The 14,017-nt window shown below is 63.7% G+C and carries 12 protein-coding genes; 9 read left to right on the top strand and 3 right to left on the bottom strand.

Annotated elements, in window-relative coordinates:
• Positions 1 to 10: 10 nt before the first annotated feature.
• From LB518_RS21875 to LB518_RS21835, 9 genes are all read left to right on the top strand, one after another.
• Positions 11 to 1,030, top strand: coding sequence for an ABC transporter permease (locus LB518_RS21875; protein ID WP_224579940.1), 1,020 nt, complete (start codon positions 11 to 13; stop codon positions 1,028 to 1,030).
• A 35-nt stretch (positions 1,031 to 1,065) separates the two neighbouring features.
• Positions 1,066 to 2,235, top strand: coding sequence for a sugar ABC transporter substrate-binding protein (locus LB518_RS21870; protein ID WP_224579939.1), 1,170 nt, complete (start codon positions 1,066 to 1,068; stop codon positions 2,233 to 2,235).
• Positions 2,236 to 2,333: 98 nt separating this feature from the next.
• Complete coding sequence (locus LB518_RS21865; protein ID WP_224579938.1) at positions 2,334 to 3,575, top strand: M24 family metallopeptidase; 1,242 nt, start codon at positions 2,334 to 2,336, stop codon at positions 3,573 to 3,575.
• Between the two features lie 421 nt (positions 3,576 to 3,996).
• A complete protein-coding gene (locus LB518_RS21860) occupies positions 3,997 to 5,613 on the top strand; it encodes an extracellular solute-binding protein (RefSeq protein WP_224579937.1) in 1,617 nt (538 codons plus the stop codon).
• Positions 5,614 to 5,774: 161 nt separating this feature from the next.
• Entirely contained in the window at positions 5,775 to 6,599 is an 825-nt protein-coding gene (locus LB518_RS21855; RefSeq protein ID WP_224579936.1) for a sugar phosphate isomerase/epimerase family protein, read from the top strand.
• 67 nt (positions 6,600 to 6,666) lie between these two features.
• Positions 6,667 to 7,959: an ABC transporter substrate-binding protein gene (locus LB518_RS21850; RefSeq protein ID WP_224579935.1), complete on the top strand. Its 1,293-nt coding sequence runs from the start codon at positions 6,667 to 6,669 to the stop codon at positions 7,957 to 7,959.
• Between the two features lie 73 nt (positions 7,960 to 8,032).
• Entirely contained in the window at positions 8,033 to 8,893 is an 861-nt protein-coding gene (locus LB518_RS21845; RefSeq protein WP_224579934.1) for a carbohydrate ABC transporter permease, read from the top strand.
• Entirely contained in the window at positions 8,890 to 9,777 is an 888-nt protein-coding gene (locus tag LB518_RS21840) for a carbohydrate ABC transporter permease (RefSeq protein ID WP_224579933.1), read from the top strand. Before LB518_RS21845 ends, LB518_RS21840 begins: the two co-directional genes overlap by 4 nt.
• Before the next feature lie 26 nt (positions 9,778 to 9,803).
• Entirely contained in the window at positions 9,804 to 10,826 is a 1,023-nt protein-coding gene (locus LB518_RS21835) for a zinc-binding dehydrogenase (protein WP_224579932.1), read from the top strand.
• A 68-nt stretch (positions 10,827 to 10,894) separates the two neighbouring features.
• Here the strand turns inward: LB518_RS21835 and LB518_RS21830 are convergent, their stop codons facing one another.
• The 3 genes from LB518_RS21830 to LB518_RS21820 all read right to left on the bottom strand — a co-directional run bounded on the left by LB518_RS21830 (position 10,895) and on the right by LB518_RS21820 (position 14,014).
• Complete coding sequence (locus LB518_RS21830; protein WP_224579931.1) at positions 10,895 to 11,749, bottom strand: carbohydrate ABC transporter permease; 855 nt, start codon at positions 11,747 to 11,749, stop codon at positions 10,895 to 10,897.
• Positions 11,750 to 11,754: 5 nt separating this feature from the next.
• The gene (locus LB518_RS21825) at positions 11,755 to 12,687 is read right to left on the bottom strand and encodes a carbohydrate ABC transporter permease (protein ID WP_224579930.1); all 933 of its coding nucleotides are present in this window, start codon (positions 12,685 to 12,687) and stop codon (positions 11,755 to 11,757) included.
• Between the two features lie 88 nt (positions 12,688 to 12,775).
• On the bottom strand, positions 12,776 to 14,014 hold the full coding sequence (locus LB518_RS21820) for a substrate-binding domain-containing protein (protein WP_224579967.1): 1,239 nt from the start codon (positions 14,012 to 14,014) through the stop codon (positions 12,776 to 12,778).
• Positions 14,015 to 14,017: the final 3 nt, after the last annotated feature.

The raw sequence follows: 14,017 nt of genomic DNA, 5'->3' as shown, positions 1-14,017 counted from the left end.
GGGCACGGACATGACCGTCATCTCTCATACTCCGCCGTCGACAAACGGCATCGCCGAAACCCTGCAGTCTTTCGCGGGTCGTCCCGGCGCCGGAATCTTCCTGTTTCTCGTCGTCTTCCTTCCGGTGATCTCTTTCTTTGCGCCCCAGATGCTGCAGGAGGCCAATCTTGCCGGCATCCTCAATCAGATGGTGTTCATCTTCATTCCGACACTTGGAATGACGATCGTGATCATCTCGGGCGGCATCGATCTTTCCGTGGGGTCGGTCATCGGACTCTCCGGCGGCGTCGCCGCGAGCCTGCTCGGCATCGGGCTGCCATTGCCCCTGGCGCTGCTCGCCGGGATCGCAGCCGGCTCAGCAATTGGCTTCCTCAACGGCATCGTCATCACGCGGCTCAAAGTGCCCGATTTCGTGGCGACGCTCGCGATGATGGGGGTTGTCCGAGGCGCCCTCTATGTGTGGACTAGCGGCATTCCGTTCCGCAACTACATGGATCCGGCCTACTATCTGATCGGCGGGCTGCGGATGGTCGCCGGCAAGTTGACGCTGCCGGTCTTCGTCGCCCTGGCGCTGCTGCTCATCCTCACCTTCGTGCTGAAGCGCACCTATATCGGCGCCCATTTCAGAGCGACCGGCTCCAATGCCGAGGCAGCGCGTCTTTCCGGCATCCGGCCGGACCGGGTCAAGCTGACGGCCTATATCGCCTCCGGCACGCTCGCCGCCATCACCGGCGTCATGCTGGCCGGCCGCCTCACCACGGTGCATCCCGCGATGGGAGCCGGTTACGAACTCGAGACGATCGCGGCGGCCGTCATGGGCGGCGCCGCGCTGTCGGGCGGCCGCGGATCGTTCTGGGGCGCGCTCGTCGGCGCGCTGACGCTCACCGTAATCCAGAACGCCATCAACATCCTCAACATCGAATCCACCTGGGAGAACATCATTATCGGCGGGATCATCCTCTTCGCCGTTCTGATCGACCGGGCGGCCATGGCCCTGTCGCGCACCGCGTTGCGCAGCAGGCCGCACTGAAGACCAACCAAGGACAGCCAACCAAGGAGGACACAATGGCTGACAGGGAGGAGACTATGGACAAGGGCGGCATTTCGCGTCGTCAGATCTTCGGCACGGCATTCGCTGGTGCCGCAACGGCAGCCGGAACGGCGATGCTGGGATCGCTCGGTTCCGCCGCGATGCCTGGCCGGGCGTTCGCGCAGGACGCCGCGAGCGGGGGCGCATCGACCTCGATCGCCTGGGGCGACGAGGCCTGGCGCAAGGTTGTCGCCGACAAGGTTGCCGGCCGCACGCTGAAGATCGGCTTCACCGGTCCGGCGGCGTCGGAGTTCTATGACGAGATCGAGCACGGTGCCTTCGCACAGATGCACGCTTACTCGGATCTCTTCGGCGTCAAATGGGACTGGACCTATGCTTCGCCTCAGGAGCACCAGGACATCAACGACCAGGTGAACACGATCGAAGCCTGGGTCACCAACAAGTTCGATGCCGTGCTTGTCTGCACCGCGGGCGACTTCGAGTCGATGCAGAACGTCTATGCGCGGGCCGAGACTGCTGGAACGCGCGTGTTCCAGTTCAACATGCCGGCCGAGCTCTGGGACGAGAACCAGAACCGCGCCATCTCCAATATCGGCTACAACAACGTCATGCAGGCAGGCTATCTCGCTGGCCGCTACATCGCAAAGCAGCTCGGCGGCAAAGGGAAGATGATCCTGATCTGGGGCCTGCCCGGCCACTGGTCGACCGCGCGCCGCAAGGGCCTCGACATCGCGCTGGCCGAATTCCCCGATCTCAAGATCGTCGGCGAGCAGCGCGGCGACTATGTGCGTGACAAGGCGCTCAACGCCGCGATGAACCTCTTGCAGCGCGATCCCGACATCAACGCGATCTATGGCGAGAACGAGGAAATGGCGCTCGGCGCCTCGCAGGCGATCCAGGCTCTTGGCCTGAAAGCCTGGGACGGCAAGGAGGGCATCATCACGATCGGCGCCGACGGCCTCAAGTCGGGCTTCGAGTCGATCCAGCAAGGCCAGATGACGGCCACGGTCTCGGTCGGCGCTGTCGATCAGGGCCGGCAAAGCATCGAAGCGATCTTCTGGAATCTGATCTTCGGCCAGGTGCCGCCGAAGGTCTTCAACGTGCGCACGCAGGTGGTGGACAAGACGAATGTCGACGAGCCGCTCGCCTACGTCAATTGGGCGCTGAGCGTGCCCAAAATCTAGGATCCGCCTCGCGAGAAACGGATCCTAGACCATGCAACCGGCGGTACGGGAGTGCCTAGGAAACAAGCCCGAACCGCCTAACAACGAAAGACAAGACGATGATCAATGAGAAAGTCAAGCAGTGGTTTCCCACTCTCATCGAGCGCCAGCTGCGCTTCCATGAGCATGAGACCACGGGCGCCGAGCAGTTGCCGCACAGCCTCTACAAGGAGCGGATGGACAGGGCGCTGAAGGAAATCGAGCGCGAAGGCTACGATGCCTATATCGTCTATGGCGATTGCTACCGGATGAGCAACATCCGCTGGCTCGTAGACTATCGCACCATTGACGGCGTCTATCCGCAGCCCGAGCTGCTCTATCTCGTGCCCGGCCGCGACCCGGTATTCTTCCTGCCAATGAGCGAGATCCCCTCCGCCCACAAGGCCTCGGCAATGCACCTGATGGGTGGTGACATCCGCGAGATCCGTGCCGACTGGGAACCCTTCCTGAAGGAGCGGGCCGCCAAGGACAAGCCCAAGAAGATCGGAATCTCCGGCTACCGCTACATGGATCTCGAATTCTACCCGCCGATGCTGCGTGCCTTCGGCGAGGCGGCGCTCACGCCGGCGATGATCATCGAACAGCTGAAATCGGTGAAGACCGAGGCCGAGATCAACCTGATGCGCCGCGCCGCCCGCGTTTCCGACGCGGCGATCGAGACGCTGATGGAAGTGCTCCGGATCGGCGAGGGCATCACGGAGCGCGAGGCGAATTCGCTCTGCTATGCCGCGATGTTCGCCAAGGGCGGCACCTCGATCGCCTATGACACCATGGTCCAGGCCGGCGACAACACCGACGTGCTGTTCCGCCATCCGACCGACCGGCCGATCCGGCGCGGCGAGCTCGTCATGATGGATTATGGGATCCGGGTGAACGGCTATTCGTCGGACAATGCCCGCACCATCGTCTATGGCAACTGCACAAAGGAGCAGCGCCATCTGATGGAAGCGTGCAGCCGCGTCTACGAGGCCGGTCTCGGCCAGATTCGCGCGGGCATGACGGGCATCGAAGCGGACGCGGTTCTGCGGCGCCTCTTCAAGGAAGAGGGCGTTGAGCAATATCTCGTCGCCCCGTCGGAAGGTCGCACCGGTGCCCATGCAACCGGCATGGACCCGGAAGAGGACATCCCCGAGATCGGAAACATGATCGAAAACGTCCTCGAGGAGAACCAGACCTTCGCCTACGAGCTGAGCCTGATCATGCCCGGCGTCGGCGGTGTCCGCACGGAAGACCAGGTGGTCGTGCGCAAGGGCGGGCTCGAGCCCTTCCACACCTTCAACCGCTTCCTCTATGTCGAGTAGCTGAATTTGCGAGAGGGAAGGCGGGCCGCGAGGCCCGCCTTCGAATGACAGCCGCCGCTGCGGTGTCGGCTCATATTCGACGTCTCGTGGCGACCACAGGGCACCGCAAGCGGCACCCGTTCAGGTCCCCTCCTCCGCGATCCCTTCGGGACGGGCGTCGTGCGTCCTTCATCGCATCGCTGCGATGGCTTGCAGGCAGACTTTTCACCATATTGGGCATGGCAAACGGCAACTGCACGCTCACTTGATGAATGCGATTCCTTCGATGGTGTCTGCTCGCTCAACACGCCGAACATTGGCTGGGATTCCGGAAGGCCCTTATGAGGCCCTGGATGCGATCCACATCGACGCGAAATCCAATCTCGAGGCGCAACAGGTCGCAGACTTCGTCGATCGCGTTTACACGGAGAGCCGCCTTCGCTTGCTCATCGGCGAAGACGTCCGGGCGATCGGTCTCGTCCTCGAACTGGTTCGCAATCATTTCGCCGGTCGATTGACGACCCCGACCTCGCTTGCCCGTGCTTCGGGTCTCAGCCACGGCACGGCGATGCGCACAATCGACGAATTTCTGCAGCACGGCCTGATTGTGCGACGTCCCCGCACGGAGACGGGTCGATCCTTCTCGCTGCATCCCACGACCGAACTGCTCGCGAGATGGCACGGCCTTGCGAAGGAGATGCGAGCCATCGCTGGCAATCTTGCGGCTGGGAAGCCCTCACGCTCCCGCGCGGGGATGGAGAGTAGCGAAGCGCTGATCCCGCCGCTCGCAGTGCTCGACGCCAAGCTCAACCTGCCGCGCGGGCTGCGCGTGCTGGTGCATGCCGACCCGACCTTCATGGCCATGAATGCCCTCAAGCGGCAATTCGAAATGATCCTCGGTGTCGAGATCCATTCGCGCGCGCTCTCGATCGACAGGCTCCGAAAGGCGATCGTCGCGAACGGCTCCCAGCGGGTCTCCGACTACGATATCCTCGCCTGCGACTTGCCCTGGTTCGGCGAAATGGCGGGAAGCGGACTGCTTCTGCCGCTCGACGCCCTCATCGCCGAGACGGGCACTGACATCGGTGACTTCGTGCCGGATGCCGTTGCCAGCGCCCGCTGGAATGCCGTCCAGTATGGACTGCCGGTGATGTCGACCGCCGAGATGCTGGTCTATCGCACCGATCTCTTCGCCGATGCTGGCGTGGAGCCGCCTCGGACGCTCGCCGAGCTTCTGGTCGCCGCCCGCGTACTGCACAGGCCGGACCGAGGGATATACGGGCTTGCCTGGAACGGCGGCCGCGGCACGGCGCTCGGCCATACCTTCATGACGCTGATGGCCGCCCATGGCCGGCCGATCGTCGAGCTTCCGAGGACAAAGGACGGCTTTGACGGCGAGGCGGGCGCGATCCTTCCCCTCCGTCCGGCCTTTCTTTCGACGGAAGCGCGCGAGACGGCGGAATTCCTGCGCGCTTTGATGCCGCTGTCGCCGCCCGAAATTCTGTCGATGGCCTGGTACGACCGCGCGCGGGCCTTCGCGTCGGGCCGCTCCGCCATCGCCTATTCGCACACGCTGCTCGCCCATCTGTATGAGCGCGATCCGGAATCGCCGGCCTTCGGCCGTACGGGACATCTCCCGCACCCGCGTGGCCTGAACGGGCGGCATATCGCGCCGCTCGGCGGCTATGCCCTGGCGATACCGGCGAATATTGCCCCCGAGCGCATCCCGGCAGCGTGGCAGGCGCTGTCGCTGCTCACATCCCCCGGCGCGGCGAAGCTCTACATCCTCAACGGCAGCCTTGCGAGCCCGCGCTTTTCCGTCAATGGCGATCCCGATGTCGCGGCCATATCGCCGGTCATTGGCATCGTCGACACGATGGCGCGGCAGCGGGTGCTGCGAATGTGGCCCCGCCCCCCGGTACGCGGCATCTCGCAGGTCATCCAGATCGCCGGCGAGGAGATCCACGACATGCTGCTCGGGCTGAAGACGCCAGAGGCAGCGCTCGCGGATGCTCAACGACGGGCCATGTCTATCGACGGCGCCGCGATTCCGTCCTGAGACGGTCCAATCTGGACATCTTTGCCCGACCGGTAGGCCGTGCGCTGTGGAATATTCCGCCAGCGACGAACGCGACATCGAACCGCTGATGGCGATACGGCAAGCCTTTTCCCGGGCCGGTCCGGCACGGCCATTTCAGGGACGAGCAAGGAGGAACTGACGTGAAGCTCGCCTTCAACACATGGGTCTATTCGAGTTTTCCGGTCTGGGTACCGGCCTATCCGCTCGACGAAACCATTCGCCGGATCGCGGCAATTGGCTATGACGGCATCGAGATCGGTGCCGCGGCTCCCCATGCCTATCCGGATCATCTGTCGCCAGCGCGCCGCCGCGAAATCCGGAGTGTTCTCGAGAGCTCCGGGATTGCGCTTGCCTCCATGCTGCCGGCGCCGGGCGGCGGTCCGGGCTTCAACGTCGCGTCGCCGATCGCGGAGGAGCGCGCCGACGCCATCAGTCAGTACAAGAAGGTGACGGACCTCTGCGCCGAATGGGGCGGCAAGACGGTGCTCTATGTCGCCGGCTGGCAGATCTTCGGCAGCAGCCGTGACGAGGCTTTCGCCTGGAGCCGCGACGCGCTCGCCGACATCGCCGACCATGCGGCGACACTCGGCGTCACCATGGCGATCGAGCCGACTTCGGCAGACAGCAATCTCATCGACAGCTGCGACGACGCCATCGCGCTGCTGCACGCGGTCGACAAGCCGAATGTCGGCGCGATGTTCGACACCTATCACACCCTCTACCGCAACGAGGTGCCGACGGATTACGTGCACCGCCTCGGCAAGGATCTGGTGCACCTGCACCTCGCCGACGTGAATCGCGATCCGCCGCAGCCCGGACCCGTCGACTATGCCGGCCTCGTCGCCGCGCTGAAGGCGAACGACTTCGCCGGCTATCTCACCATGGAAATCGGCTTCAACCGCCGCGGCGTCGATCCCGACCAGTTCGCCCGCCGCGCCTACGACTTCATCAAGCCAATGCTCTGAGCATCGTCTGCCGCGCCTAAGAAGCCGCGGCCTATGACAGAACCTGCACGAAGGGGAGGAACCCACCATGAAACAGCGCCTCAAGATGCGCCTCGTCGCCTCGACCATGCTGGTCGCCAGCATCGTTCCGGCCAGCGCCGAAACCGTCGTCACCCAATGGGATCAGTTTGCGACGTCTGGCATCACCGCCGCTGGGCCGGCCATGGATGAACTCATCGCCGCCTGCGAGAAGGCGCTGCCCGGCACCAAGATCCTGCGCACCGTCGTGCCGTCGATCGGCATCCGCGAGAGCTATCGCCTTGCGGTCTCCGCCGACAAGACACCGGACCTTGCCTATACCTGGCCGGCGGCTTCGGTGCTCGCCGGCTATGCCCGTACCGGCAAGGTAGCGCCGCTCGACGCCTATTACGCGAAGTACAAGTGGGACGGCATCAACGACTTCTATCGCGGCCGCAACTCCTACAAGGGCAAGCTCTATGGGATTCCCATGGAGCAGGACCTGATGGGCGTCTACTACAACCGCGATCTTTTCAAGAAGCTCGGCCTCGAAGTTCCCAAGACCTATGCCGAGTTCCAGGCCGTGGCCGCCAAGGTCAAGGAAGCCGGCTATGTGCCGATCGCCTTTGGCAATCGCGACCGCTGGCCGGCGACCAATACGCTGAGCCTCATCCTGGGTCTCACCGCCGGCCGTGACGGCGAGGAGAAGGTGCTGTTCGGCGATGCGAGCTGGAACCAACCCGCCTTCAAACAGGCGGCCGAAACGCTGGCCAGTTGGGCGAAGGATGGCTATTTCCCACGTGGTTTCAACGGGATCGGCTATGACGAAGCCAATGCACTGTTCCTCGGCGGACGGGCGGCGATGACCGTAACCGGTTCCTGGGTGCTGCAGGACATGGCCCGCGGCGCGAAGTTCGATCTTGGCGTGTTCATGCTACCACCGATCGCCGAGGGGATCCCCGCCGGCACGATGTGGGGCGAGGGCTCGCAGTGGCAGATCGCAGCAAGCGCGCCGGATGCGACGAAAGACGCCGCCGCAGCCTATGTCGACTGCCTGATTTCGCCTGAGCATCGGCAGGTCTGGGTCGAGAAGGGCTTCCTGGTGCCGATCGGCACCAAGGCCGAGGATCTCTCTGGCTGGAACACGCTGCCGGCCGTGAAGGAGTTCTACGCCGAAGGCCTCAAGACGCCCGACACGAACTTCTACGATCTGCACACCACGCTGCCCGAGAGCGTTACGCAGGTCCTCTATCCTGAACTGCAACGGCTCATCGGTGGCGATGCGACGCCCGACGAGTTCCTGACCGCGATGCAGCAGTCGTGGACCAAGGCCGTCGCGAACGGCGAGCGTTGGCAACCCTAGTCGCCCGCAAGCATAGGGCGCCGGCAGGCGTGGACCGCATGCCGGCGCTCCCATACTCCAGAGGAAACACGCGATGACCAGCCAACGAACGGCGATCCTGTTTGTGCTGCCGGCACTGGTGCTCTATCTCGCCTTTGTCGGCCTGCCGATCCTCCAGGTCGCCGCCTACAGCCTGTTCTCATGGGACAATGGCAGCGTCACGGGCTTCGCTGGACTCTCCAATTTCGCCCGGCTGATCGACGATAGCGTGTTCTGGACGGCGCTCGGCCATAACGGCATCTGGGTGGTCCTGACGCTGGCCTTTCCACTCATGATCGGCCTGCTGCTGGCCTCGATCCTTGCCGAATGCTCGCCGCGCACCATCCGCATCCTCGGCGCGATCTATTTCCTGCCGCGCACCATTCCGCTGGTCGTGGCCGGCATCATCTGGGGCTGGATCTACAATCCGATGTTCGGCCTCGCCAATTGGGCGCTCGACATGGTCGGGCTCGGCGCCCTCGGCGGCGCCTGGCTCGCCGAGCCCTCGACGGCGCTCTATGCGCTGAACGTGGTCGGCGCCTGGACCTTCTTCGGCTTCTGCGTGCTGATCTATCTTGCCGCGATCCAGGCGATCGATCCGTCGCTCTATGAGGCGGCGCAGCTCGACGGCGCCTCGTGGATGAAGCGGTTCCGCTTTGTGACAGTGCCGCTCCTGAAGCCGACCACGCTGTTCCTCGGCCTCTATGCGGCGATCGAGGCGATGCGCTTCTTCGATCTGGTCTGGGTCACCACCCAAGGTGGGCCGGGCTACGACACCGAGGTGCTGACCACGCACATCTACAAGACATTCTTCCTGGTTGGCGACTTTGGCTATGCCGCCACGCTGTCCGTCGTCCTGCTCGCGATCGTTCTCACGGTCAGCGGCGTCTCCTATCGCCTGTTGAGGTCAGCATGAACGCCACCGCAATGCTCGCCGCCCCGTCCGCCTCGCGGCCTGCCGGTCGGCACCGCAGTCTCGGCGCCTATGCTGCCGGGCGCCTCGGGCGCCATCTCATTCTGGTGCTGTTCGCTCTCTACGCACTTGCGCCGGTCTATCTGGTGCTGCTCGCGTCGGTGCGCAGCGAGGCGGATCTGTTCTCCGGTCCCCTCAGCCTGCCATGGCCGATCGACCTGTCCAACTACGCGCGGACATGGAACGAGAGCGGTTTCGCCCATTACTTCCTCAACAGCCTGATCATCAGCACCGGCTCGACAGTTCTCGTGCTTCTGACCGCGCCGCTCGCCGGTTATGCCTTCGCCAAGCTCGATCTGCCGCGCAAGGAATTGCTGTTCGGCCTGTTCCTCGCCGGTCTCGTCGTTCCGGCCCCGTCCGTCATCGTCGCGCTCTATGGCAATCTGCAGAAGCTCGGGCTGCTGGATACGCGGCTCGGCGTGATTTTGCCCCAGGCGGCGCTGCTGCTGCCCTTCTCCGTGTTCATGATGCGGACCGTCATGCAGGACGTGCCGAAAGAATTGATCGAGGCAGCGGTCGTCGACGGAGCCTCGCCGCTCTCCGTTTATTTTCGCGTGGTGCTGCCCGTGGTCAGGCCTGGCCTGATGTCGCTGGCGCTCATCGCCTTCCTGTTCTCCTGGCAGGAATATCTGCTGCCGCTCGTCGTCATCCAGGCCGACGATCTCAAGCCGCTGACTGTTGGTGCCGCCACGCTGCAGGGGCGCTACGGCGTCGACTATGGCGGCATCGCCGCCGCCGGCACGATCGCTTTCGGCCCGCTTGTCGTCCTTTTCCTCGTCATGCAGCGCTCCTTCGTCCGTGGTCTGACGGCCGGGGCTGTGAAGTGAGCGTCTCTCAAGAAAGGTCCATCCCCATGAAAGCCGTCTATCTTCCTGGCAATCGCAAGGTCGAAATCCGCTCGGTCGCGATCCCGGTCCCCGGGCCCGACGAGGTGCTGATCGAGGTCAAGGCGTCGTGCATCTGCCGCAGCGATCTCAGCCTCTATTACGGCAATGCCGTTGTCGGCGGCGACGCGGCGGGCGGCTGCATCACCGGCCATGAACCCTCGGGCGTCGTCGTCGAAACCGGCGTCGCGGTGAAGAACTTCAAGCGCGGTGATCGCGTGGCGGTCTATCTCGCCGTCGGCTGCGGCGTCTGCGCCCGCTGCCGGCAGGGTAACTTCCATCTCTGCCCGACCTGGACGTGTCTCGGCTTCACGCAGGATGGCGGCAATGCCGAATATCTCGCCGTGCCCGAGCGCAACCTGTTGCGCATCCCCGCCTCGATGTCGTTCGTAGCGGCAGCCATCTCGACCGACGCCTTCGGCACGCTTTACAGCGCCTGCCGCAAGCTCGGCCTGTCGGGAGCGTCGACCGTCGGTATCTGGGGCCTCGGCCCGATGGGCTCCGCAGGTATCCTGGCCGCCAAGGCGCTGGGCGCCCGCGTGGTCGCGCTGGACCCGATTGCCGAGCGGCGCCACTTTGCCGACGAACTCGGCGCCGATCTGACACTCGATCCGACCGATGTCGATGCGGCTGCAGCCATCGCCACCTTCTCCGGCGGTGACGGGCTATCGGCGGCGATCGATTGCTCAGGCAATGGCGCCGCGCAGAATATGGCGCTCGACAGCCTCGCCCCGCTCGGCCGGGCCGCCTTTGTGGGTGAGAGCCGCGAAACGACTATCCGTCCGAGCGACCAACTGATCCGCAAGCAGATTTCGCTGATCGGCTCCTGGTATTTCGGCATCAGCGAGTATGAAGAGATCATCCGGACGATCGAGACCCACAAGATCGATCTCGAACGCCTGGCGACACATCGCTTCTCCATCGACGAGGCCGAAACGGCGTTCCGCCTGTTTGATGAGCGAAAGACTGAGAAGGCCGTTTTCGTCTTCTAGTCACGACGGCTTTGAGAACCGCAAGGTCGAGGGCGGCGCCATGAACTTCACTGTCTGAGCAGTGAAGTTCATTCCTTCACGGCCCCCGCCAGGATCCCCTCGACCAACTGCTTCTGGACCCGCAACAGGATCGGCACCAAGGGCAGCAGGATCAGCATGCCGCCGGCGGCGATGAGATCATAGGGAATGGTGTTCGCATCGGCGCGGATCGGAATTTCGAACAGACGAACCGTCAAGAGACGGGTGCTCGGCGTAATCGTCAGCGTGAAGGCGAACAGGAACTCATTCCAGCCGGCAATGAACAGCAGCAGGAACGTCACGGCAACGCCCGGCAGCGCGATCGGCACGATGATGCGGAAGAAGATGTCAAGCAGCGAGCCACCGTCGATCGCCGCCGCCTCGTCGAGTTCCTTGGGGATTGCCTTGAAATAGGAGAAGAGGGTCAGGAACGCGACCGGGATACCTTCGGCCATGAAGACGAGGATCAGGCCGAGATGCGTGTCGAGCAGCCGCAGATCCTTATAGGCGAGGAAGATCGGGCCGAGCGTGACCATCGCCGGGATCGCCATCGAGCCGACGACCGTCGCATACAGCAGCGACTTGCCCGTGAAAGCCATGCGCGAAAAGCCGTAGGCGGCAATGCCACCCAGCATCGTGGCGCCGAACGCCGCGAGACCAGCCACGAGGACCGTATTGCCGAGCGTCCGCCAGTAGCTCCAGGCCTTGATCACGAACGGATAGGCCTGCAGCGTCGGATTATGTGGCCAGAGCGTGGCCGGCAGCCGATAGGCCTCGCCCGATGATTTGAGCGAGGTCACCAGCATGAAATAGACCGGAAACGCCAGGAAAAGGAGGACCAGGAGCAGGAGCGCCATGAGGAGGATGCGCTGCGGGTGCAGTGGTGAAAGGGTGCGTGCGGCCATGATTGTTACCGGGATGATGCTTTGTACATGCGCCAGGCGAAGAAGCCCCCGATGAGGGCCGTGAGCAGCAGCAGCAGCACATTGATTGCCGAGCCGTAGCCGTAGCGCAGCTCCTGGAAGAAACGCTGATAGGCGTAGTAGGCGAGGTTCTGCGTCGCGGTGCCTGGCCCGCCGCGCGTCAAGCCGCCGATCTGCTCGAAGGTCTGGACCTCGCCCATGCCGCGGAACATCAGCACGAGGAAGATCGTCGGCCTCAGCATCGGCACCGTGATGGCTCTGAACCGCTGCCATGCATTGGCGCCATCCACCTCAGCGGCCTCATAGACGTCCTTCGGGAGCGCGGCGAGCGCAGCCATGAAGATGAGGGCGACCCACGAGACGTTCTTCCAGACGGTGACGAGAACGACCGAGCCGCGCGCCGTGTTGGCGCTGGAAAGCCAGCGGATCGGGCTGCTGATCAGACCGAGGTCGCGGAGGATCTGATTGAGGATGCCGCCATCCTCATAGAACATGATCTTCCAGACGGTGGCGGCCAAAAGCGGCGCCATCACCCAGGGCAGCAGCATGATGAAATTGCTGATCCACCTGGCGCGCAACTGCCGCATCAACAGCATGGCGATCGCCAGTCCGAGCGCGGTCTCGAGCGCGACGCTCGTCACGGTATAAAACAGCGTGAAGCCGAACGAGCCGATCAGGGTCTTGTCCGACAGCATCGCCACGTAGTTGGCAAGCCCGATGAAACGCCCCGGCGCCATCAACGATTTGTCGGTGAAGCTCAGCCAGAAAGTCTGAAGCGCTGGCACCAGCGTAAAGGCGAGGCGCAGAAGGATAGCCGGCAAGACAAGACAATAGGCAATGGCGTTGACGCCGGTGAGCGCGTCGCCAAGGCGTTCGGCCGCCGAGCGAGATCGCGCGCGATCCACGGTTTGGGAACTCATCGGGCTGCTTCTATCTCTCAGGGATGGGTATCCCGGCAGCGACGGCCGCCGGGATCGTGAGGGAGCTGCCGTGTCGGCCGCCAATGCCTCAGCCGCGGATCGCCTGGTATTCCTCGATCGCCCAGGCCTGCGTTGCAGCGGGATCCTTCTCGCCCGAAAGGATATAGCTGCCGATCTTGTCGAACATGTTCCACAGCTGGGTAACCTGGGGGCTCGATACGATCGGCTCGCGGAACCTTGCACCGCGGATCTGATCTTCCCAACCGGAGCCGATCGTCAGCTGCGGCAGCTTGGCGACGATATCGGGGTCAGTGAACATCGAGCGATAGGGCGGCGCAGCGCTCTGGGCCAGCGAGACCTGCTTGATGATGGCGGGCGAAGACAGCCAGGCGAGGACCTCCTTCGAAGCATCCTTTTTCTGACTGAACTTCGAGAGTAGCCAGCCCCAGCCATGCACCAGGCCGATATCCGAAGCCGGGCCCTTCGGCCAGCGCGACATGCCGATATTCTCCAGCGTGACCTTGGTCTGGTCGGCCCTGAGGATGTTGGCGAGGCCACCATCATAGGTCCACCACATCGCGGCCTTGCCGGCGGCGGCGAGCGCCTCGACCGCCGGATTGTCCTCACTGATCGCCGAGGGCGGGGTGATCTTGCTCGTCTGAACCCAGTCATACATGAACTGCAGTGCCTGCAGCGTCGCCGGGTCCTGAAGAGTCTTCAGGTCCGCGCCCGCCTGATTGAGCATCAGCAGGACGGTGTTGAAGGCATGGCCCTGGCCGCCGAGCGGCCGCCAGCCCCAGATGCCGTCATCGGCTTTGGTCACCGACTGGCCGACCGAAACCAGCTCGTCCCAGGTCTTGGGGGCGTTCGGGACGAGCGATTTATTATAGAAGAACGGCTCCAACCCCATCGTGAAGAAGATGCGGTAGACGCCGCCGACAGCGTTGTTGAGGACTGTGATGTTCTCGACGATATCGGCGGAATTCTTCGTCCAGGCGTCGGTGCCACTCAGATCCTCGGCCCAGCCATTCATCCCCCAGAGACCGCCGATCAGATCATCGGCGAACAGCACGTCGATGCCGTCATAGCCGGTCTGGCCCCACAACGTGATCTTGGCCATCACATCCGACCATGCAGCCGGCAGGACGTCATAGTTGATCTTGACGCCGACCTCCTTCTCGGCCCGGGCAAAGATGTCCATGAGAGCGGGCGCGTTCCACCCGATCATGTTGATCTCGCTGGCGCCTTGGGCGCGCACATACGGCGCACTGAGAGTCACGGCCGCTCCTGCCAGGGCCGTCGACTTCATAAAGCTTCTGCGGCTCATGTG

It is taken from the genome of Mesorhizobium sp. BR1-1-16 (assembly GCF_020165495.1).
Classification (GTDB): domain Bacteria; phylum Pseudomonadota; class Alphaproteobacteria; order Rhizobiales; family Kaistiaceae; genus Kaistia.
The sequence above is the reverse complement of the archived record's forward strand: the minus strand, read 5'-3'. Positions and strand labels throughout refer to the sequence as shown.

Bases quoted from the DNA above. Each gene is read 5' to 3' on its own strand.
- LB518_RS21830 (WP_224579931.1), bottom strand. From the start codon at position 11,749: ATGGCCGCACGCACCCTTTCACCACTGCACCCGCAGCGCATCCTCCTC.
- LB518_RS21845 (WP_224579934.1), top strand. From the start codon at position 8,033: ATGACCAGCCAACGAACGGCGATCCTGTTTGTGCTGCCGGCACTGGTG.
- LB518_RS21865 (WP_224579938.1), top strand. From the start codon at position 2,334: ATGATCAATGAGAAAGTCAAGCAGTGGTTTCCCACTCTCATCGAGCGC.
- LB518_RS21820 (WP_224579967.1), bottom strand. From the start codon at position 14,014: ATGAGCCGCAGAAGCTTTATGAAGTCGACGGCCCTGGCAGGAGCGGCC.
- LB518_RS21840 (WP_224579933.1), top strand. From the start codon at position 8,890: ATGAACGCCACCGCAATGCTCGCCGCCCCGTCCGCCTCGCGGCCTGCC.
- LB518_RS21850 (WP_224579935.1), top strand. From the start codon at position 6,667: ATGAAACAGCGCCTCAAGATGCGCCTCGTCGCCTCGACCATGCTGGTC.
- LB518_RS21825 (WP_224579930.1), bottom strand. From the start codon at position 12,687: ATGAGTTCCCAAACCGTGGATCGCGCGCGATCTCGCTCGGCGGCCGAA.
- LB518_RS21870 (WP_224579939.1), top strand. From the start codon at position 1,066: ATGGCTGACAGGGAGGAGACTATGGACAAGGGCGGCATTTCGCGTCGT.
- LB518_RS21875 (WP_224579940.1), top strand. From the start codon at position 11: ATGACCGTCATCTCTCATACTCCGCCGTCGACAAACGGCATCGCCGAA.
- LB518_RS21835 (WP_224579932.1), top strand. From the start codon at position 9,804: ATGAAAGCCGTCTATCTTCCTGGCAATCGCAAGGTCGAAATCCGCTCG.